Origin of the sequence: Crocosphaera sp. UHCC 0190 (genome assembly GCF_034932065.1) — a bacterium.
In the GTDB taxonomy this organism is placed as follows: Bacteria; Cyanobacteriota; Cyanobacteriia; order Cyanobacteriales; family Microcystaceae; genus UHCC-0190.
The window spans coordinates 215,638-238,685 of sequence record NZ_JAYGHP010000006.1 but is presented as its reverse complement, the minus strand read 5'-3'; the positions used below and the strand labels follow the sequence as shown (position 1 = coordinate 238,685).

General features: G+C 35.8%; 14 protein-coding genes. 10 read left to right on the top strand and 4 right to left on the bottom strand.

The window, feature by feature from the left end; translation table 11 throughout:
* Positions 1-265: 265 nt before the first annotated feature.
* On the top strand, positions 266-904 hold the full coding sequence (locus VB715_RS11490; RefSeq protein ID WP_416336931.1) for a transposase: 639 nt from the start codon (positions 266-268) through the stop codon (positions 902-904).
* A 200-nt stretch (positions 905-1,104) separates the two neighbouring features.
* Here the strand turns inward: VB715_RS11490 and VB715_RS11485 are convergent, their stop codons facing one another.
* Positions 1,105-2,415, bottom strand: a complete 1,311-nt coding sequence (locus tag VB715_RS11485; RefSeq protein WP_323301340.1) for a calcium-binding protein — start codon at positions 2,413-2,415, stop codon at positions 1,105-1,107.
* Between the two features lie 359 nt (positions 2,416-2,774).
* On the opposite strand from VB715_RS11485, the gene VB715_RS11480 reads away from it, so the two are divergent.
* The gene (locus tag VB715_RS11480; RefSeq protein ID WP_323301339.1) at positions 2,775-3,548 is read left to right on the top strand and encodes a sulfotransferase family protein; all 774 of its coding nucleotides are present in this window, start codon (positions 2,775-2,777) and stop codon (positions 3,546-3,548) included.
* Positions 3,541-4,122 carry a hypothetical protein gene (locus VB715_RS11475; protein WP_323301338.1) on the top strand — a complete coding sequence of 194 codons (582 nt, stop codon included), beginning with the start codon at positions 3,541-3,543 and terminating at the stop codon, positions 4,120-4,122. Before VB715_RS11480 ends, VB715_RS11475 begins: the two co-directional genes overlap by 8 nt.
* 110 nt (positions 4,123-4,232) lie before the next feature.
* Here VB715_RS11475 and VB715_RS11470 read toward each other — a convergent pair whose 3' ends face one another.
* From VB715_RS11470 to VB715_RS11460, 3 genes are read right to left on the bottom strand one after another with little or no spacing between them, the layout of a single operon-like run.
* Positions 4,233-4,901: a sulfotransferase family 2 domain-containing protein gene (locus VB715_RS11470; RefSeq protein ID WP_323301337.1), complete on the bottom strand. Its 669-nt coding sequence runs from the start codon at positions 4,899-4,901 to the stop codon at positions 4,233-4,235.
* Positions 4,902-4,925: 24 nt separating this feature from the next.
* The gene (locus VB715_RS11465; protein ID WP_323301336.1) at positions 4,926-7,868 is read right to left on the bottom strand and encodes a glycosyltransferase; all 2,943 of its coding nucleotides are present in this window, start codon (positions 7,866-7,868) and stop codon (positions 4,926-4,928) included.
* Between the two features lie 41 nt (positions 7,869-7,909).
* On the bottom strand, positions 7,910-8,797 hold the full coding sequence (locus tag VB715_RS11460; protein ID WP_323301335.1) for a glycosyltransferase family 2 protein: 888 nt from the start codon (positions 8,795-8,797) through the stop codon (positions 7,910-7,912).
* Positions 8,798-9,150: 353 nt separating this feature from the next.
* Here VB715_RS11460 and VB715_RS11455 point away from each other — a divergent pair, with 353 nt between their 5' ends.
* The 7 genes from VB715_RS11455 (at position 9,151) to VB715_RS11425 (ending at position 23,029) form a co-directional block, all read left to right on the top strand.
* Complete coding sequence (locus tag VB715_RS11455) at positions 9,151-9,960, top strand: sulfotransferase domain-containing protein (protein WP_323301334.1); 810 nt, start codon at positions 9,151-9,153, stop codon at positions 9,958-9,960.
* Between the two features lie 32 nt (positions 9,961-9,992).
* On the top strand, positions 9,993-13,568 hold the full coding sequence (locus VB715_RS11450) for a glycosyltransferase (protein WP_323301333.1): 3,576 nt from the start codon (positions 9,993-9,995) through the stop codon (positions 13,566-13,568).
* A 273-nt stretch (positions 13,569-13,841) separates the two neighbouring features.
* Positions 13,842-16,862, top strand: coding sequence for a glycosyltransferase (locus VB715_RS11445; protein WP_323301332.1), 3,021 nt, complete (start codon positions 13,842-13,844; stop codon positions 16,860-16,862).
* Positions 16,855-18,018 carry an FkbM family methyltransferase gene (locus VB715_RS11440; RefSeq protein WP_323301331.1) on the top strand — a complete coding sequence of 388 codons (1,164 nt, stop codon included), beginning with the start codon at positions 16,855-16,857 and terminating at the stop codon, positions 18,016-18,018. Before VB715_RS11445 ends, VB715_RS11440 begins: the two co-directional genes overlap by 8 nt.
* A gap of 33 nt (positions 18,019-18,051) precedes the next feature.
* Positions 18,052-19,860, top strand: a complete 1,809-nt coding sequence (locus tag VB715_RS11435) for a hypothetical protein (protein WP_323301330.1) — start codon at positions 18,052-18,054, stop codon at positions 19,858-19,860.
* Between the two features lie 37 nt (positions 19,861-19,897).
* Positions 19,898-21,466, top strand: a complete 1,569-nt coding sequence (locus tag VB715_RS11430; protein ID WP_323301329.1) for an ArnT family glycosyltransferase — start codon at positions 19,898-19,900, stop codon at positions 21,464-21,466.
* 54 nt (positions 21,467-21,520) lie between these two features.
* A complete protein-coding gene (locus VB715_RS11425; RefSeq protein ID WP_323301328.1) occupies positions 21,521-23,029 on the top strand; it encodes an ArnT family glycosyltransferase in 1,509 nt (502 codons plus the stop codon).
* Positions 23,030-23,048: the final 19 nt, after the last annotated feature.

Below are 23,048 nucleotides of genomic sequence, written 5' to 3'. Positions count from 1 at the left end.
AGCGCAATTTGGGCCCACGCGATGCGCCCCTAGGTTTCGGGTTAAAATATCTGTCGGCTCAACCGCGATCGCCCTTACCAACATCATGGGGAATCAGCGCAATTTGGGCCCACGCGATGCGCCCCTACGGTTTCGGGTTAAAATACCTGTCGGCTCAACCGCGATCGCCCTTACCAACATCATGGGGAATCAGCGCAATTTGGACGCACGCGATGCGCCCCTACGGTTTCGGGTTAAAATATCCTCGGTATGTGTAGGAATATCTATGACCTTTGATCCTGAAAAACATCATCGTCGTTCTATTCGTATCAGAAATTATGATTATTCCCAACCAGGGGCGTATTTTGTGACCATCTGTACCTACCAAAAACAATGTTGGTGTGGGGAAATAAAAAATGGTCAAATGTGTCTCAATCAACTCGGTAAAATTGTCGCTGATGAATGGCTAAAAACCGCAATAATTAGACCCAATTTTCAATTAGATGAATGGGTTATTATGCCAAATCATTTACATGGAATTGTTATAATTAATGATTGTTCTGGCAATGAAAATAAGGGGGATTTAGGCGCAGATTATCAAAATAGGGGTATTGTGGGCGCAAATCAGGACAATAAGAGGGATTTGGGCGCACGCAATGCGCCCCTACGGCAAAAACCAAATTCTTTGTCGTCATTTGTTGCGGGGTTTAAATCGGCTGTTACTAAACGAATTAATTTGCTTCGGCTAAACACAAATATTCCGATCTGGCAACGAAATTTTTATGAATCTATTGTTCGAGATGAAACGTCTTTGGCAGTGATTAGAAAATATATTATTAATAATCCTAGCTTTTGGCAAAATGACCCAGATTATCTACAAATTGAGCAACAATCACAACAATTATATTTAGATTTGTTTTTTTAATCGTCAATGATAAGAGGGATTTGGGCGGACAAATGGCCCCCGCGTCCCATTTGTCCGCCGGTAGGGGCGCAATGCTTGCGCCCTCTGGCTTGCGCTTATTATCAAAAGCCAACAATAAGATATAAAAAAATCCCCCAATACTAGAGAGTAACAGGGGGATTAAATACTAATTCAAAAATTAGTTATTATGGGCAGCTAGTCTAGACAGTTATCTCAGTAAAGTTGCCGATAAAGTCGATTTGATCTACCGTTGCATTTTCGACAGTGGCAATGATAAAACCACCGGTCGTGATCGTGGTATTCATACCAGCCTGAGCAAACGTTAAATCAGTAAACAGCAACCCATTTAACCCAAATTGGTCTGTTCCTACGGTGAAATCGGTAATGGTATCGGCCCAAGCATCGTTAGCGGTAGTTTGAAGCATAAAGATATCCAAACCACCGCCACCAGTAAGGATGTCAGTTATACCATCGCCTGCTGCTGCTGCTTCACCACCAATAAGGGTGTCATTGTCGTTACCACCCTCAAGGGTATCATCTTCAGTTCCACCGAGGAGGTAGTCATTACCGGCACCACCGACAAGGGAGTCTTGGTCGGCTCCACCATTTAGATTATCATTGCCGTTGCCACCGTCGAGGGTGTCATTGTCGGCTCCTCCGTCCAGTGAGTCAGCACCATCACCACCAGATAGGCTGTCCATTCCGGCATCACCCAATAGGGTATCCTGACCAGCACCACCGTCAAGGGTATCGTTATCGGCACCACCATCCAGGCTGTCAAAACCATTGCCACCGATGAGGGAGTCGTCACCAGCTTCTCCCATTAGAGTGTCTATGGCATTACCACCTTGTATGGTGTCGTTACCATCACCACCGACTAGACTATCTTGGCCGGCACCACCTTGCAATACATCATCGCCGGCATCACCCAATAGGGTATCATTACCGTTACCACCAACAAGGGAGTCGTTGTCGGCTCCACCATCTAAGGAGTCAGCACCATTACCACCTCGGATGGTATCTAATCCAGCACCACCAGTAATCGTGTCTTGACCCGTTCCACCCTGGAGAGAATCATCGCCGTCTCCACCATCAACACTGTCGGCACCGTTCCCACCTTGGATAGTGTCATTTCCGGCACCACCAAGGAGGGTATCCATGGCATTTCCCCCATTGATGGAATCATCGCCGTCACCACCGTCGATGGAGTCTTGACCAGTTCCACCTTTGAGGACGTCATTTCCAGTAAAACCAAAGATGGTGTCATTACCGTCGCCGCCTATGACACTATCATCTCCAACATTCCCTTGTAGGGAATCATCTCCCGCACCACCTCGAACGGTATCATCGCCGTCGCCACCGTCTGCTGTGTCATTACCTTGACCACCTTTAACGGTGTCATTGCCACTAATACCATTGAGTAAGTCATCACCGCCTAATCCGTCGATTAAGTCGTTTGCAACACTTCCTACTATAGTATCAGCCTCATTAGTTCCAATAAAATCAGCCATAGTTACTTTGCACTCCTTTGAATTCACTCCTCAACCACAATTGAGGTATTAGTTTATGGTTAATTCAGGATGTTTTTTCCTGATGCCTCTAGCTTACAAAAAAAATCCCCATAATTCTAGGTTTTTTCACAAAAATTTTTGCTAGATAATACATGAAACATTACAAGTGAGAACTCGTCCCCATTGAGAGAGACATAAACCAAGGGACAAAGTTCCCTTGCGTCTCTAATATTTCTGGAATTTGTTATTTAGGAATTGAAGGTTATTTGTTGACCGATGACTCAGGTTATAGTCTAATGGTTATTCAAAGAACTTATAATGTATGATCATCACTGAATGCTGTTGAGTTGTAGTTATTAATGAAAATTCCTATTATCTATGGTTATCCTCGTTCTGGGGGGACGTTAGTTAATCGATGTTTAGGGAGCATTACTGGCAATCTTATTTTATCGGAGGTTAATCCCTTGGGGTCAGTCCATCCGATTACGGAGCAAGCACAGCAATGGCTTAATTTGCTCAAAGAGGATCAGCTAGAGGGGTTTACGGCTCAATCTTATGGTAAACAAATAATCTTTTTGGCAACTCAAGCCAAAGAATCCCATCATCATTTGATTATTCGTGACTGGACAGCGGCCAACTTTATTGATAATCCAACTAACGATAACATACTAACACCGAGTTTATTGTTAGAACAAAATTTATATTTATCCCATTATGGATTTACTTGTTTACCAATAGCGATCGCCCGTGGTGCGGCGGATGTTTATGACTCGATTACTCGCACCTTTAAACACTTAAATCTTTCCATTGAAGCTTTTGGAGAAAACTATTTAACCTATGCTCAAGCGGTTTGTGATTATCCCGTTTTCAAGTATGAAGAAATATGTCAAGATCCCACTACTCAAATTCGTTTAATTTGTGAAACCCTTGAAATCAATTATGATCCCGCTTTTATCAATAAATTCCACCAGTTTGAAAACTGTACAGGGGATAATATTCTGAAGCAATCATCGAGGGGGGGACAACTGAGGGAGATTAAGTTACTTCCCAGTAATACAGAGTCTGAGTCATATATTATAGCGAGTAATGATGAAAACTGTCGGAGGGCAGATCAGTTATTGGGTTATGAATAACACAGAACAGTTAAAAACAGTTTGGCAAGTCCTAGAATCCCGCGATCGCGCCGTTTTCCAAGCTCGGCAAGAACGCGATCGCATAATTTTGAAAGCGCAACAAGAGTATGATGATCTAGCACAGACATCAGCAGAGGCTCATAATAAGTTATATGATACACAATTGCAGTTAGCCGATACAATACAGGAATTAGTTGAAGTAAACAGAAAAATTTGTTTTCTAGAAGGGGACGTTAAGCAACTTAGGGAAGAACAAGAGCATCATATCAAGCTGATTGGAGAATTGCGAGCAGAAGTTAGAGATCTAACCCAACAACTGCAACTGAGTCAAGCAAAACAAGAATCACTCAAACAGGTGATTGAACAACGGGACATAACCATAGAAGACATTAAAGAGCAATTACATCACAGCGAAGAAAATCGAATCTCCTTATTAGAAAAAATTGATCAATTACAAGAAAAAATCAATGAAAGTGAAGCAATTATTGTCGGGATGGAAAGTAGTAAATTTTGGCAATTAAGGGAGCGTTTCTTGCGGCTGAAAAAATCCCTTGGTATGAAAGCAGAAGAATAAAAGGTTATATAGTGTTTACCAATGAATTGTGAACACTGTAACACAAGCATCTTGCTTGTAACAGCCTAGAAGGCTGTGTTACTATTTATATCTAATTTGGAAATGCTATATCAAGATTTTCCCTCATCAAATTCATAACCCCCAAATTTTATTTCTTCTCGAAATTTAAGATAAACCCTTTCTTTGATTTCCTCATCAAAATAAGCGGAATAGTGTTTTCTTTGAGATTTATTGCGAATGGGTAAGGGTTCATAAGGGATGTCAATCATCCCACAAACTTTCTTGAAATCTTCATTGAGATGTTCAAATCTTATTAAAAAATCGATATTTCGATCCAGTTTAGGCGGTTTTAACTTAAGGGATAATCCAAATTTTGTCGTCATTTTCTTTAAAAAAGAAGTTGTAGGAAGGCCAATATATTCCCTCAAGGTTGGCACTTCTTCGATTAAATAAATGAAATCTTGTCTAACCCATTCGTTAACTCCTCGATGGGGAGAAAAATACCAAGAAATCATCTGATCGTAGGGATTTCTAATCGTAGCAAACTTAAAAAGTTTTTGATAGATATCAGCTTCTAAGATTTCCTGGTAATGTTTTAAAGTTGAGTGTTTTGTTACTTCATAGTTATCATTTCTCACTTCAAAACGTTCAATTCCATCTTGATGTTTTCCATGAATTACAATCTTATCTTCAGAATAGTGACTCAAAATATTCTGAAGACTATTCCCACCTGTTTTGGGAACATGAATAAACAAAAATTGTTTCTGCATAGAAAGCATAAGTTATCAATCCCTATTAAATGACTAGGCTTCATCAATTGGTAAACCTAGGGTTTGTTTAACGCGGAACCATTTTGTTCGTAATTTCCAAAATTTGCTAGTTTTCATGGCTTCTACTTCAGTTTTAGCCGTTTCTAATTCAGTGCGAACTCTGGCTAATTCAGTGTAAGACATTTCTAATTGTTGTTTTAAAGCAGGGATTTCTTCATGATTAAGAAGAGGAATAACAGGGGCAACAGGAGCAGCTTGAGACTGTTGACGACATTGTTCTAATTCCCATTTATATTGCTCGGCAAGACTACGAGTCTGATCTAATTCCTGTTGGGTCTGTGCTAAAAGATTATTAGCTTGTTTAACTAAAGATTGTTGTTTTCTTAACCCCTCCCAAATAGGGGGTACAGGTGTAAGCTTTCCCGTTTGAAGTTTGTCTGCTGTTTTGTGGAAAACATCAACCATAATATCAGCCATATTTGACCAGGAAAATTGCTTAATTTGGGCAAATCCAGCCTTAATTAAATTTTGCCGAATTTCAGGGTTTTGAACTTTATAGAGAGCATCAATTAAATCATATTCATTTAATTGATCAACATATAAAGCGGCGTTTCCTGCCACTTCAGTAATAGAAGAATTACGACTGGTAATCACGGGACAACCACAGGCCATCGCTTCTAAAATTGGCAGGCCAAACCCCTCATACTTGGAGGGACAAACATAGGCAACAGATCCCGAATAAGCGGCTTTTAAGGCTTCATCATCTAGGGATAAGACAAAAGTTGTTATATCTTGGGAAAGTGCTGCTAATTCCGGCTCTAATTCTGGTTTTCCTCCCACACAAACAATAGCAAATTGTTGTTTATCAACCAGTTTTGAGAAAGTTCTGAATAAGTAAATCGCATTTTTATAACTATTTACTCCCATTCTTTCGCCGACTAAGAGAAAATAAGGCTTATCGATGGCATATTTTTCTTTAAATTGGGCAATTTCTTCGGCGTTAGCTGGAGAAAAAACGGGTTTGAGTCCACAATGAGCAACGGTTATCTCCTCAGGTGAAATATGGGGAAAAAACTGCACTAGATCATGAGCCGTATTTTCAGAAATCGTAATATAGCTAGAGGCGTGCATAATGCCATAGTGCTTCTCTCGCCAGCCAACATCTTCTAAATTGGCTCCAATTACTTCGGGAATCATATCATAGGCCATAAAAACTGAAGGGGTAGATAGGGGAGTGGTATAGTAGGTGGAAATAAATAAATCAGCCCCTTTCTCATCACAAATTTCCTGAAGCATTTGAGCATCGACATCCGTTTGATTGTAGTCATAAGCCGGAACGGGACGATAGCGAATATTAGGAATTCTGGGGGCAGTTCCCGCCCGATCTAAAACAATTATATGTTGATAAAATCCGTTCTCTGACCAACACTCTAATAAGTTTTTCCAAACTTGGGCAATGCCTGAATTAGCAAACTGAAAAAAGACTCCATCGATGACAATTTGAGGAAAAGGTTTTTTCACATCCATAGTTTTTTCATTAATTTCTTGCGAGTTTAAAAAACGCCAAGATTGGCAGGTAATATCTTTTTCCATCAGGGGAACAACACCACAAATATTGGCAGGTTCAACAACGGTTTCATCTGTAACCCATGATAAGTAATCTTTTAATAAAAGAGGAAACTCAGTTTGTTCCTGTAAATTTTTCCAATCCTGAAGGGCATTTTGATAACCATAATAACTTTCTTTAAATTGAAGTTGATCGGGCGTAACATAAGCAAAGTGTTGGAAAAGTAGTCCTTCTTTTTCAGTTTCATCATGTAAAAAAGGATTTATTTTAGCAATATCTTTGGTTTTGCCATCGGGTTGAGGACGGACTAACCTTGGGGGTTCATGAGCTTCCCAAATGTCTCCTGGTTGAAAACGCCAAATTCTTAACCATTCTTGGTTAGGGTTTTGGGTATAACAATGACGACTACTAATGACGAGTTTTTCTCCCACAAAATACCAGCACCAAAAATAAGCTGCTGTTTTGTCAGGATACTCATTAAATAATTTTCTGGCTTGAATAATTTGCTCCACTGTCCACAATTCATCTACATCGATTTGCCATAATAGACAGTCTTCTTGAATGTTCTTTATAGGCGCATTGACCATGGCTTTTTTCCCGTCCCAAAAGGCCCCTTCTGCTTGACGATAAATAGTAATATTTTCGGGATATTGCTGTTGCAATTCATCTAAATATTGAGTAGTTCCGTCAAGACTGCGCCCTTGATGATGAATGTTATTAAGAATTTCTCCTCCTGTGGCTAAACTCCAGGCTGTATCATGTCTTAGTTCGGCCACTCCTTCAACAATATGCCAGTGCCATGGAAAAGGAAGCTGTTTGAAAATATTAATATGATATTCAATAAAAGGTTCCCCATTCAAGACAATGGTAAAAAAGTGAATGGGTTGTTCTTCTACAGTTTTGATAGGGGGTTGAAAGGTTGATAAAGAATCAACTCTGATAAAAATAGAATAGCCATTACGTAGGGTTGAACTTTGTTTAATTAGTTTATAGTTAGGATCGGATAATAAGCGATGATGACTTTCCCAATTTTTGTAAGTGCAAATGTCATCCAAAAGAATGATTTTTGCCCCATACACCTGATCTAATTCAACCGTTCCAGTAAACTCAGAACCATTAATTAATACAAGATCAAATTGCTGAATTGAGTTCTCTTGTTTAATTAATTGAATTCCATTAACACTGGTTTCAGATACTTCCTGACAAAATAGAATTGGCTCGTTAGAATTTTCTCTTAACCCTTTCATTAATGCTTTTGTACTGTATTTTTCGACAGAGGAGCCAATTTCTAAAACAGTTTTGATGTTGCTGAAACGAGCGATTTCTTGAAGGGCTTGATAAAATTCATCATTGTTGATTTCATCTGCTATGATAGGATTCATTTCTGATTCTTTTAAATTAGTTTTCATGAGACTATTTCATAAGGAAGTAATGATTAGATAAGCAGCCATCAACTTTTCAGGTTTTTTAACTGTTCTCGAAGTTGTTGATGCTGTTGTTCTAGGTTTTGATATTTTTGTTCTAACGCAGCATATTGCTGTTGAACATAATCTCGACTTTCTTCAGTAGCAGTTAACCATTGTCTTAAGTTAATCACAAACTCTTGATACTTCAAAATCCTTCTTTTCATCCAATAGGGGGTTTGATAAAGTGGATGTTGATTTTGGATGCGATAAGATTCAGGAACAGAAATTTTAATTTGACTGGATACTCCCCCGAAATAATAAGAACTGATTAACCTAGGATAATAACTTAATTTAACTGTTTCATCTTGTGTAAGTCTCAGAAACCATTCATAGTCTGATGATATTTTGTAGTTTTCATTAAAAAATCCTATGGTTGAGAAAAAAAGATCGGCTTTGGAAAAACTCGCTTGATGAGGAAGACAACCACACACTAATTCATCAAGAACATTTTCGGGAGAGGGAGGATTGACACAAATTAAACGCCCTGAAGGATAACGAACTTCTAAATCTCCATAAATGAAATCACAAGAGGTATTTTCACTGACATAGTTGGCAACATCAGTAATAACATTATTATCAACAAAATAATCATCAGCATTTAAAAAACAGAGAAAATCACCGGTTGAATACCTGATAGCCTTATTCATTGCTGAATAAATACCCTGATCAGGTTCACTAATAAATTTACTAACTTTCCCTAGATATTTTTCAATAATTTCTATTGTGCTATCTTGAGAACTACCATCAATAATAATGTATTCTATATTAGAGTAAGTTTGATTAACAACACTCTGTATTGCCTTGTCTATGAATTTCTCGGCATTCTTACAAACCGTTATCACCGAGAACTTTACATCTTCTTGCTTTAGCATTGATTGAATGGTAAACTTGAGTTTGATAAGTATGATGCCCAAATAATTGAGCATTTGTCAAGTCTGGCTGAAAAACTTTATCTAGAAATGCTGCCAGATGCCCATCTGCAGTCCCAGATTCACTGAGTTGACCTAGGGTGAGGACTGACAATCTTGAATAAATGTTTCATCAGTAACAGTATTTTTTATCGTCTCTTTCCCTAACCTCAGAAATTGAAGGGATGAAAATCAGCAAATTTGGGAAATTGCGCTCACTTTGGTTTAAAGTAAAAAAAGCTTTAGGTTTACCAATTGAAGCGAATTAGTTGTCGGATACTTTAATTCTTATTAGTCAAATTGAAAATACTTAACTGATGAAAGTAGAAATTTCTTTAGCATCTAAACAAATTCTAACCTTAGATTTAGCATCTCCTAGCTCTTATCCTGCATTTTTTGTTTTTTCTTTACATAAAGCGGGAAGTGTATTATTGAATCAAATTATGATTGATATCACTAATTATCTGGATATTCCACGGGTTGATATACCTAGCAGTGCTTTTTCAGAAGGAATTACTTTGGATCAGTGGGTTAATGAAAATGAATTATCTAAGATTATTCAAGATGGTTATTGTTATCTAGGTTTCCGAGTCATTCCTCCTTTTATGAGAGATAATTTAGTTTTAAAACGTAGTAAGAAGATTCTATTGGTTAGAGATCCCAGAGATCTTGTGGTGAGTCGCTTTTTTTCCATCGCCTATAGTCATGCTATTCCCGAAAAAGGATTAAAGAAAAGTATGATGTTATCTGCTCGTCAACAAGCTTTAGAAATGACGATTGATGAATATGTTGTTAGGGAAGCATCATTCTTTCTAAAAAATTGGAATGATTATCATAATTACTTAGATTTTAATCAAGATTTGAAAACTTTTCGTTATGAAGATGTGATCTTTAATAAGGAAAAATGGATTATTGATATGCTTGATTTCCTTAACTTCAACATTCCTCAAGAAACTATTAAACAAATAGCGAGTAAATATGATATCCGCCCAACGGAAGAAAACCCAGATAACCATATCAGAAAAGTGATCCCTGGAGATCACAAGGAAAAGCTAAAAAGCTCAACAATTGAGACTTTAAATAATTTGTTTGGGGATATTCTTAAACGATACCAATACACTGATTAATAATTATAAAAATCTCAATTTACTCATCACTTATGAAAAAATTTATTATTATCGATCACTCACTCTGTAATCTTCAAGGACATCATTATGAGTGTAGTATATCTGTCGCTGAAGCTGCTGCTAGGCAAGGTTATCACCCTATAATCGTTGCTAATCATACCTTTCCAAAATCATTATATCCTGATAATATTCAGATCATTTCAGCTTTTGAAGTCGATTGGTTTAATAACCCTATTTCTTCTAAAAGTTTGGGCAACTGGAATGATAAATTCAAAAAAATACTTGAGGTTTTAAATGATAATCCTTTAGGAAAATTATCAGTTAAAATTAGTGCTAAACTAACATTTTATTTCATGTATTGGGAATTAACTCAACCTAAACTTAAGCTTTTTTTAGAAAAAGTTCAAGGAAGTACCTCAAGATTAGGTCACTGGATTAAACAAGATATTGAGTTGCTTCGTTCTATTCCATTGTCTAATACTTTATGGGGAGTTTTTAAGATTATTTGGGGGGTATTAAGATATCTGATTATTGTTATTTTTAGAAAGATAAATCAAGCATTACTTAAATTATTAACCCAAAAAGTTAGAAGTTTTCAAGATAGCTTGTCTCAGGTTTTAAAAGAGATTAAACTTACCACAGAAGATGAAGTTTTTATTCATACTATTGGCATTGAACAAGTTGAAGAAGTTTATCATTTTTTAGCATCAAGTGATCGCTCTCAACTGCCTCGCTTTCATATTCTTTTGCGTCGAGATATTGAAGATCCTTTGGTTATTTATGCAAAAGGAATGGGGTTAAAAACAATTCTCGATCAATGCTATGAGTCTCAATTATGGCCAAATATTATACAGTTTTATACAGATACTATTGATCTAGTTCAACGACATAATACCCTAAGTAAAGTTATTTTTAGTCAAATTCCTATTCCATTTCGACAGGAGAAGTTAAAGGAATTAACCGAAAAATCAAATCTAAATAGACCTATAAATGTTGTTTATTTAGGAGATGCAAGGCCCGAAAAAGGTTATCATTATTTACCTGATGTTGTTCAATCTTTATGGAAAGATTATATTCAACCTGGCCAAATAAAATTGACGATTCAATCGAATTTTAGTATTGAAGGAGGGGAGGGTTTAATACCTCAAGCACGTCTAGAATTAGAAAGATATCCACAGCAGAAAGTAACCCTAATTAAACAAGCAATGTCTGCTGATGATTATTATCAACTTTTAGGGGAAGCTGATCTTTTGATTTTACCTTATGATCCTAATAGTTATAATGTCCGAACTTCAGGGGTATTAACAGAAGCATTAGCAGCAGGAAAACCTGTTGTTGTTCCTAGTAATAGTTGGTTGGCAAAGCAAGTCGATTTGTCAAGAGCAAGTATTTATGAAAAACCTGATAAAATTGCTGAAGGGGTAATTAGAATTATTAAAAATTTACCCCAATTTTCGGAAGCAGCAAAAGCATTCTCTAAGGGTTGGGGTGAAAAAAATTCACCAGATAGTTTGGTCAATGTTTTACTTTCTAACACTAATCATTTAACTAATATTGATACTGTAGAAGAACAAGTAATATTTGAAGTCAATAATGAGACAGCATCTCAACCTGTTCCTTTATTAGTTCCGAAGGTTCTTTTGATTTTAGAAAGTGATTTTTTCTTAGATAAAAATCTGATTTTACCATCTTTTATTAATCAGATTGAATATTTAGGACTTTGTGGTTATGATGTTTATGGACTATTTTTTGCCAACAATGAGCAATGGAAAGGTGATAATTATGAGCCTTTTTATCATCAATTATATCCAGTAATTGATGATATTTTTCAGGAATTCCCCTTAAAACAAAGATGGATTGTTAATTATGGATCGCCTGATCTAATACCGTATAACATTAATCCTAAAGACTATATTCAAGAGTTCTTGAATCAAGAAACGAGCTTTAAAAGAGATTTAGTTGATACATATAACTTAATTATACCCTCAGATCTAACTCAATTATTACAAACAAATCAATTTGATATTATTATATTGAATTCAATTGTTAGTTACAGTCTTATTGATAAATTTAATGTAACTCAGTCTTCAATTATTTGTGAAGTTTCTACCATTAAATCCTATCAATATGCTCTCAATAATCATCGAGAAATTGACTTGAGTGAGTATCAATTAGAATGCCAGTTATTGAATCAATGTAATGTGTTAATAACTCATTATGATAATGAACTTGAAAAACTAGAAGAAACAGTAAAAAATCCTGATAAATATGTTATTTCTTTTGGTCAAGATTCATCGAAAACTGAGTATTTTAAGATAATGGATTCTGTCTTTACCTCAACCCTTAATGAACGGGCTTTATCCTTAAAAGAAACAGGTAAAAAGGTAGCCATTTTATACCCTTGGGGAGATATTTTAGAGCGAAAAAGTGGAGCAAGTAAACGGGTGGGACTACTAATTGATTATTTAAAATCACAATCCTATCAAGTTTGGGTATTCACCACAGGAGAAGCAAAAGATTTTCGACAGGGTGAGGTACATTATACCTATTATCAACAGTCCTATCAAGATTATTGTTTAGTAAAAGATATTTATGCTGATGCCTATCAATCTTGGTTTGATGCCCTAAATTTTGACTTAGATGAACAGAATAAATCCCCAGAAACTTCACAAGAATTTAATCATTGGTTGCCTTGGATATATTATCAATATCGCTTTGATTCAGGGTTTATTAACTGGGTGAAAACCTTAGCAGGATGGGCAGATACTATCGTTTTAGAATATCCTTTTTGGGCGTTAACAGTGGCAGATATTTGTCATCAATGTGATACTCAGTTAATCATCACAGCCCATGATATTTTAGCACAACAACTTGATCCTTCTACGTTAATGGGAAAAATTGCCCTAACAGAAGAAATTAAGTCCCTAAAACAAGGAGATCATGTGATTTGTGTTTCTGCCAATGATCAGGCTTTTTTACAAAAGTATGAATTAGCGGCGACTGTTATTCCTAACCCAGTTGATTTAGAGCAAGATTCTGATTATCAATCTACCGATATATTGTTATCAGAAAGCCCTTTTAAACAACTCAATCAACCCTTTTGTTTATTTGTGGGAAGTCAGCATCAACCTAATATAGAAGCAGTCAAAATTATTCGCAAAATGGCTGAAGATTTTTCTCAAAGTTATGCCGAACTTGCTTGTCAGTTTGTCATTGTAGGTAGTTGTTGGGAACCCGAAGAAAAAGATAATTTTATTTCCCTAGGAAAAGTAGAAAATTCCCTGCTCTCAATATTATATAAACAAGCGGACTTAATTGTTTTGCCTCTTCTTTCAGGCACAGGAACATCCTTAAAAACCGTCGAAGCAATGGCCTATGAAAAAGTCATTCTCGGAACAACTGTTGCCTTTCGGGGTTATCCTGTGATGTCTGGAAAAGAAGGAATTATTTGCGATCGCTTAGAAGAATATCCTTCTCTCATTGCTCAACTTTTGAATAATCCTGAACAACGGGTAAATATTGGAGAAAATGCCCAACAATTTAGCCAAAACTATGATTATCGTAACTTATACCGTAAATATAAAGATCTGATTGAAGGAGCAAAATAGGGTGAGTTAGGGAACTTATCTGCAAATTAAACCGTCAAAAGCAGCATCAGTCTGTCATGATAGCCTTCTTTTCTAAGTTGGGTCGCAAAAAACATGATTAGTTATTGTAAACTATAATGAGGTAAACTATTAAAATTACTGACCATTCATGAGTTGACTTAATGTACTATTGTGCATAAGATTTTACGAATGCCACCCCTAGTTTTAGATAAGAAAATTGATTAAGCGTGGGAACCAAGGCCCCAATATAACAAGGTGATTAGTTAATATCTTATGAAAGTCCTTATTGCTGATTTCGATTTATTTAGTAAGGTTGGCGGTGGTCAAACCTTTTATCGCAGTATTATCAAAAAAAATCCCCAAATAGACTTTTATTATATTGCTGAAAAAGAACCACGAAATACCTCTCGGCCTAGTAATGCTCACGCCCTTTCTTATCAAGAACAGTTTCTCTTAACTGATTTTAAAAATTTCTTCGAGGTGACACCGCCAAAATGGGTAGAACGGGCCTTTGTTATGGCCAGCAATATCGCCGCTTCTGCTGCCAATCAACAGTTTGATGTCATTGATGTCCCTGACTATGAACAATGGGGCATATTTTTACGGCCTGCCCTTAAACATTATGGTATTACCTTTAATCGCATTGCTTTGTCAATGCACGGAAAAATCTCTCAAACTCTCCGTCTAGATTGGTTTGATTTTGGGTTGGCTAATATTCCTCTAGATCTACAAGAAAAAATGCAATATAAGGCGGTAGATCTCCGTTATGGAATTAGTAAAAGCTATTTAGATGAATGGCGAGAATATTCTGATTTTGATTCCCATTATTATAATCCCCTTCACTTTATTGATCTACCAAAACCCACCAGAGGTTTACCCTCAGAAGTTGCTCCCAGTCTCAATTTTATCGGAAGGACAGAAAAGAGAAAAGGCCCTGATATTTTCATTGATATGGCATGGTGGATTCCTAGAAAAAGCTATAGTCAAGCGCGTATTATTGGCCCCCATAGTTACAATTACAATAATACTAAATCATCTCAAAAGTATTTAGCGGAGATGATTAATCATCGACAGAAAGATCTGAAGATGCTTCCCCCCATGACTCCCTCAGAATTAGTAGAATTATTTGCTAGTAAATCTATTACTTTTCTGCCTTCACGATACGATACGTTAAATTTAGTTGCCTTAGAATCTCTATTTTCAGGTTGTCCGACGGCCATTGGCAATGGTGCAGGGGTTTGTCGCTTTTTAGAGGAAAGTTTCCCTGATGTTCCTTTTGTAAAAATTGACATCAATGATATCTATACTTCTTTACCTAAGATTCAAAAAATTCTCGATAATTATCAAGAATATAGGGAACATTTAGTCGATACACTCCTTTCTTCTAATTTAGAAACATCTGATCTCTTTTTAGAGGAAATTTACAATCAGCCATTAATGTCTGATACAGAAATTAATGAAGAATTAGGTCAATGGTATGCTCAATTGATTAATTATTGGGAAGCGGGACAAGTCGGATTTAGTCTCTCAAAATTACCTGCAATTAAAGGGATTAAATCCCAAATCAAGTCCCAGATTAAACCTCTTTATAAACAAATTAAAGCCACCATTGGAGAAACAAAGGAGCAACTAAGAAAGCCTTTAGAAGAACCTCGCAATGCTCAAACTTTAAAAGCTCCCAAATTAGTTAAACGCTATAAATTCACTTTTAATGCGTCAGAATTAACCCAAAAAGACCTAGGCAATAAAGTCAAAGAATGCTGGAAATTAGGCTCAGCCTTTGGGGGAGAAAATCAAAGTTTACAGGATCGCTTAGGTAATGGCTACCGCATAGATCGGGTTCGTTTATGGCGAGAAATTGCTAGAATTGAAGAGATACGGGGTAATGAACTGGTTTCAGCTACCTATAAACTCAGAGGAATACGCCTCTTAGATAAAGATTTATTTGGGGATCTTTCCTATGTAATGCGGGCTTTAAATAATCAAGGTTTTCGTCGTGAAGCTCAAGTTATTGAGGCTATGTATGGTAAACCTGCCGAACGAGAAACGCGGTGTTATGAATTAATTAAACAGAGTGTCTCGGATAATTTATTAAACCCACAACGGGACTATGAATTCATTGATGATCGCCGCGATCAATCTGCCTATCGCGTTAGTGTAATTGTCTCTTTATATAACGCGGCTGATAAACTTCCCTTATTTTTGAGAACCCTACAACATCAAACCCTAATGCAACGGGGAGACGCAGAAATTATCTTAATGGATAGTGGTTCTCCAGGGGATGAATACCAAGTTTTTCAACAATTAGCTTCTGAATTAAATCTGCCCATTGTTTACGCAAGATCTAAACAAAGAGAAACCATTCAGACAGCTTGGAACCGAGGAATTGACCTATCAAGAGGAAGTTTTTTATCCTTTTTAGGAGTAGATGAAACCATTTTACCTGGTTGTTTAGAAATACTGGCGGCTGAATTAGATAAAGATCCTGAACTTGATTGGGTAATTGGTCATAGTTTAGTCACCAGTGTTGATAAAAACGGCAGTTGGGTTAATGATGTTATGCCGTACAATCGTAGTAATTATCATCAGGATTTAGTATACTTAGAAACTTGTTATTTATCTTGGGTAGGAGCCTTATATCGTCGCTCCATTCATGATCGTTTCGGTTACTATGATGGCAGTTTCCGAGGAGCAGGGGATACAGAATTTAAGAGTCGGATGTTACCCTTCATTAAAAGTAAAGTTGTTGACCAAACTTTAGGGGTATTTTGGAACTATCCTGATGAAAGAACCACCCAAAGTCCCGCCGCAGAAATGGAAGATATGCGGGCTTGGTATTTACATCGAACCTTAGCAGGAGTTCGTTATGCTTTTGCTAATAGAAATGTCGAAGATCTTGAAAAATTAATTTACTCAACTTTAGGTTATCGTAAGTCTTATTGCACTCACACCAGTACGGATTTAGAGTATGCTTACAACTTAAGTTTACATTTAAAAGAGGTGCATCCTGAATCAAAAGCCTTGCAATATTTTAAAGGCATCGAGACTTTATTGAAAGCCTATCGATCCCTAGATTGGATTCCGAAATTGTCGCGCTTTTCTCCCTTAAGCCAGGTTGTACAAACTCGGAAAATTGCCAATCAAATTCAACAAGAACATCAGGCTTATTGGAATCCTAAGATGAGTCCTGAGATGAGTCCTGAACTCGCTCCTAATTATCGTATTTTTAACGATAACCGTCATGAACAACACGCATTTCTTTGGTTAACTGAGGTAGAAAAAGCTAATGATTAATAACTTGAAAAATTGGCTCAAAATTCGTTTGGCTAGAGCCTTAGCTCCTGAAATTGATCAACTTTTAGAAGTTGATCGCAAACTAGAAGATGTTCGACTTTATGGTATCGCTCCTTGGTATCAAGAAAACTTCTGGGAACCCCCTGTTCAATTAGCATTACGGGATCTTTGTCGCCCTGGAGATGTTGTCTTTGATGTTGGGGCCAATTTTGGCGGATTAACTACTATTATGTCTCGTATGGTAGGGCCAAAAGGGGTGGTTTGTTCCTTTGAAGCAAGCCCTCGAATTGTGGATAAATGCCAGCGAAATTTAGTGTTAAGTGGTTGCAGTAATGTGCAATTATTTCATGCTGCTGTTTATTATAAATCCTATGCCAAAGTGCCTATTTATTTAGGTAGTCATCTTAATGACAGTATCTACAATAATCAACCTAATGAAACGGCAGCTTATGAGGTTTCAACCATCTGTTTAGATGATTTTGTTAAACATACAGGTTTAGTGCCTAATCTGGCAAAAATGGATATTGAAGGGGCGGAATTTGATGCCATCAAAGGAATGGCCAATACGATTAAATCAGCCAAACCTCATTTAATTTTAGAAACTCAGCCTGATGATACGAATTGCCTCGATTTTTTAAGAGCAGAAGGTTATATTGCCATAGATTTAAACACTTATCAAGTAGTTGAAAGTCCCCAGGATTATCCCCCAGGAGTAGGCATTCGCAATAATCTCTATATTCACCAAGATCGCTTGTCTGAAGTAGCTTATAATCCTCCTTTTACTTTCAAAGATTTTGCCACTTTAGAGGCTGCTGATTTTCAGTCTAAACCTGATGGCTCAATTGGGTTAAGAACCCCTTTAATTCTTGATAGGGGAAGATATTTAATTGATGTTGCTTTTACGGCTCAAGGAACAGATAACGACCTAACTTGTGGTGTTAAGGTGGGCAATAAACCGATCTTCCGTTATCATGCCTATAGCAACTTGTTAGCCTCTAGTTATCGTGACTGGGTTATTCATCTTTCTGAAACCTCAAAGGTTGATTTATATTTTGATTTTCTTCATGGAACTCGTGATGAAACCTTATCGGTTCAGGGGGCAAAAATTACTCAAATTTCTGATTTTCAAGATTTGCCCACGAATCTTTATATCTAACTTACTGACTCAGGGAGATTAGCGATTAAAATCATGTTAATTCCATTAATTAGTTTGATACTAGGGATAGTATTATTAGGCTTTGCCTTTTTGACCTACATAGGCTATCCTTCCTTTAAAAGTATTCCTAGTCTTTATCGGTTAAAAGGTAATCAATTTTTTGTTTTGGGAACAAGTTTAATTGCCTTGACTTTAGCATTAGGAATCATTGGTTATATCGGTTATGCTGATGCTTCATTATTAAGAAGTGTCAGACTTGTTTTCGGTGTGACGGGTATTTTTCTAATCAGTTTTAATTGGTTACGAACCATTGATTCAGAATCGAGAGAATTGAGTAAACTAGAGAAAATGCTGGTGGCTGTCCTCAAGTTTATGAATGTCAAAACAATCTTGACATTCTTTTCCATATCAATTCTTTTTTCAATTTTCTTAATTAGCTTTTTTGATGGTAATTACGGAGGAGATGCTTATATGTATCATCTTCCCTTTGCTGCGAGACTTTGGGGAATTATTACCCCAGAACAGTATACTTTTGAATATAATATAGAACATCGTTTTCTGGGATTTCCTCTGTTAGCTAATTGGTTACAAGGTTTATTCTGGGTTATGTTTAAAAGACCAGAAGCCACGAACCTACTGGCTTATTCTAGCTTGTTAATATTTATTGCTTATTTGCGTTTTTATCTCAAAATACCTTTTTATCTTGCTTCTCTTACTCTTTTAGCAGTGCCAATGGTTCAGATGCACGCTGCTAGAAGTTATATTGATTTACCTGGCAATGTTGGTGTTTCTATTCTTATTTTAACTACCTATCTTTTATATATCAATAAACTTGAATTTAACAATAAAACTTTTCTACTAATTTTTCTATCAGCAGGGGCAGCAGCTAATACTAAATTTCAGTTAATTCCTGTTGTTTTTATAGCCCTTTTATTGCTTTTACCGAAAATTGTTAGTAAATATTGGCAACTCAAGGGTAATTATAAAAATAAATTAATTCGTGCCTCAAGAACCTTGTTCCTTTGTTTATTAGCAAGTGTTGTTATTTTTATTACTCCCATCAAGAATACAGTGCTTTATGCTAATCCTTTTTATCCCGTTAAGGTGACAATTGCAGGAGTTGTTCTTAACCATAATGAAGCCCCCCCTGACTTCATGCACGAAAATATTAGAAAACTGCCCCCTCATTTACGTTGGGGACGATCTATTCTAGAAATTGATGTCTTTGATAAGCGAAGACCTTGGCCTTGGACATTAGCAATGGACTTTATTTCTTGGGATGAAGAAAAGTTTGGTTTAGGGGGATATTTTGGGGGATATGTTATCTTTAATTTGATTTTATTTATATATTTGTGCTGGAAACATAGTAATAAGGAATCAAAAACTGCCATTATCATTATGGTTCTTATGACTGGACTGACTCCTTTATTACCTCAAGCCTATGAACTAAGATATTATATGTACTGGATGATGGTTTTTGTTGCCTTAAATTGTTATCTACTATGTCGTCTGGTTGAACAATATTCTCAAAAATTTATTAATCCGAGAAATTTCGCCTTAGTGGCAACATCATTTATCCTAATTTTCGTCCACAAAACTAATGGTTTCTTTACCTATCCTGCTTATGAGTCTCTATCTAAGTACATGGAGGTTAATGTTCAAGAAGAGACTTTCAACAAGATCAAAGATGGCGATAAAATCTGTTTAGTTGGTAAGGCTCCCCATAGCTTTTTTTATAGTTCATATTTTCATCCCCCCCGTCAATATTCACTTCAGTCAGAATTTGAGATGAGTCCAGAATATATTGAAGATAAATGTCAGGGGAGAAAAATCTTACAATAGTTTATTTTTATCAATTATTACAAGGCAACTTTAACTAATGCTGAAGTTTAAAAATATTAACATTCCCTATCTTCCTATTATCTTAATCCTTGCCTTGTTGCTAAGGGTAATGTTTTTAGGAACAATTCCTAATGGTTTTTTTACAGATGAAGCGTCAAATGCTTATGATGCCTATTCTATTCTTCATACCTTACGGGATCAATATGGGGAATTTTTGCCTTGGTATTTCAAATCAGCGAATGATTACCGTGAAGGGTTATATATGTACCTTATGGTTCCCTTCATTAAAGTTTTTGGACTAAATCCTTTTGGAGCGAGAATCACTTCTGCTATCCTTGGAACTCTAACGGTTTTTATCGTTTATCATCTTGGCAAAGAGATTTTTAATCAAAGAATTGGTTTATTATCTGCCTTATTTTTAGCAATATTACCCTGGCATATTCATTTTAGTCGCACCACCTTTAGGGCGATTTTACTGCCTTGTTTATTTTCTTTGAGCTTACTATTTTTTGTTAAAAGTTTTAAACAACCTAAATGGCTAATTTTATCTAGTTTAATGCTTGGAATTAGTATCTATACTTATAATTCAGCTAGGGTCTTTATTCCTTTGTTCATGCTAGGATTAGGGGTTATTTATTGGGAACATCTTTGGAAAAATAAAAACTATACTGTCCTAGGATTTTTGGCATTTCTGGCTATTTTTATCCCTCAACTCATTTATCAACTCTCTCCTGAAGGCATGGCCAGAGCAGATGCTGTCGGGATTCAAACAGATATCAATAAAATCATTAGTGATTATTTATCCTATTTTAGTCCTGATTTCCTATTTTTTAAAGGCGATCCTATTCCTCGTCACACCATTGATAGGACTGGAGAACTATATTCTTTTCAAATTCCTTTATTAATTATTGGAATTATGCAACTAATTAGGGATAAAAATTCTAGCAAGTGGATATTATTTTTATGGCTGTTTTTATATCCTATTCCTGCTGCTTTTATTTCTCCTTATAGTGCCGTCAGAACTTTAGCAGCAACCCCGTTATTTGCTATTTTATCAGGTTATGGAACGATTCAATTAATTGACTTCTGCAAAGGTAAAATCAAAATGGTTTTCACTTTTCTTATGATCTCAGTTATCTTTGCCAATTTAGCAATTTATGCTCAGCGATATTTTGTTGAATATCCTCGGTGGCATTCTGATGTTTGGTTATCGACTTTAGAAGAAACCATCACTTATGCAGATAAAACCTCTTATGATTGTATTGTTTATAGCAGTAATGCCTATGGTGAATATGCTTACATCATGATTCCGTTTTTTACTAAAATGCCTCCAGCAGACTATCAAAAGCTTGGTATTGATGTTGTTGAAAATAAATTAGATATGGGAAGATGGAAGGTCGAAAATTTAGAAAAGAAAATTGATGAACTAAATACTAACTGTCTTTATCTTCTTTATAATGGCCCCAATCCTGAAAATAATAACATCATCAAGGGAAAAGATGGTGAAGTTTTATCTAAAAAATACCAAGAAAAGTTAATTTATTCAACTAGAGATATCAGTGGTGTCCAACAATATAGATTAGTTGAACTTAAAAAACAAAGCTAGAATTAAATTTAATTTTACTTTGGGGTGAAACTTATCAAAAATAAATGCCAAAATATGCAAGTTTTAAAGCTTAGTATTATTACAATAATTGCTGCTTTTATACGGATAGTTTTTTTAGATAAAATTCCGAATGGTTTTTTTCCTGATGAAGCATCTAATGCTTATGATGCTTATTCGATTCTCCGTACAGGTAAAGATCAATATGGTCATTTTTTACCCTTAGTGTTTAAATCAGCTAATGATTATCGAGAAGGTTTATATATATACTTAATGGTTCCTTTTATTAAAATTTTGGGGTTAAATGAGTTTGCCGCTAGAATGACTTCAGCGATGATTGGAACCCTAACAGTTTTGATTATATATTATCTAGTTAAAGAGGTTTTTAATCGGCGTGTTGCTCTATCTTCTGCTTTATTATTAGCGATTTATCCTTGGCATATTCAATTTAGCCGTATTGCTTTTAGAGCTATCTTATTTCCTTGTTTGTTTTGTTTAAGTTTACTTTTCTTTTTCAAGAGTTTAAAACAGCCTAAATATTTACCCCTATCGGGTTTATTATTTTCTATTAGTATTTTTACTTATCAGTCTGCTAGGGTATTCGTACCTCTTTTTTTAATAGGATTAATTTTCATTTTTTATCAATTTCTCTGGCAACATAAATTTTATACATTGTTAGCAAGTATTTTATTTTTACTATTCTTTATTCCTCAACTTATTTTCTATATCTCTCCTCAAGGAATGACCAGAGCCAATGATGTTATTTTATCAAGTAATTGGTTAACAATAATTAAAGTTTATTTTTCTCATTTTAGTCCTGAATTTTTATTTTTTAAAGGCGATCTTAATCCTCGTCATTTACCTCAACATAGAGGGGAACTTTACTACTTTGAGATGATTACAATTCCTTTGGGACTATTTTATCTGATTAAAGAAAAGCGAAAAGAAAATATTATTTTTTTGATTTGGTTAATATTATATCCATTACCTGCTGCTTTAACCTCAGAAATTCATTCTCTCAGAGCAATTATTGGCGCACCTTTATTGGCTATTATTTCAGGTTATGGCATCACTAAAATAGTTGATTTAATTAAATTTTATCCAAGATTTATTGTCAATTTTATTGTGTTATTAATTATTTCAATTTCTTTGGTACTTTATAGCGATCGCTATTTTATTGACTATCCTCGCTGGTTGACTCATGCTTGGTTGCCAACCATGGGATCAGTGATCACTTATGGGGATAAAACCTCATCTGATTGTATTGTAATTGATACCAATGTGTATGGAGAACATATCTATATTTTTGTTCCTTTTTATGGAAAATTAGACCCTAATTACTATCAAAAGTTAGGGGTTGATATAGCAGTTGATCGATTAGATATGGGACGGTGGAAAGTGGAAAATTTGAATGAAATTAGTTCCTTCAATTCACAGTGTCTTTATATTACTACAACCCAGCAATTAGAAACCATAATCGGTAAAGGATATAAACCGCAACCCCTTGAGCATTTTAAGGATATTAATGGGGAAGAAATTTATCAAGTAGTTAAGATTAAATCCTAGGGTGAGCATTGCTCACCTT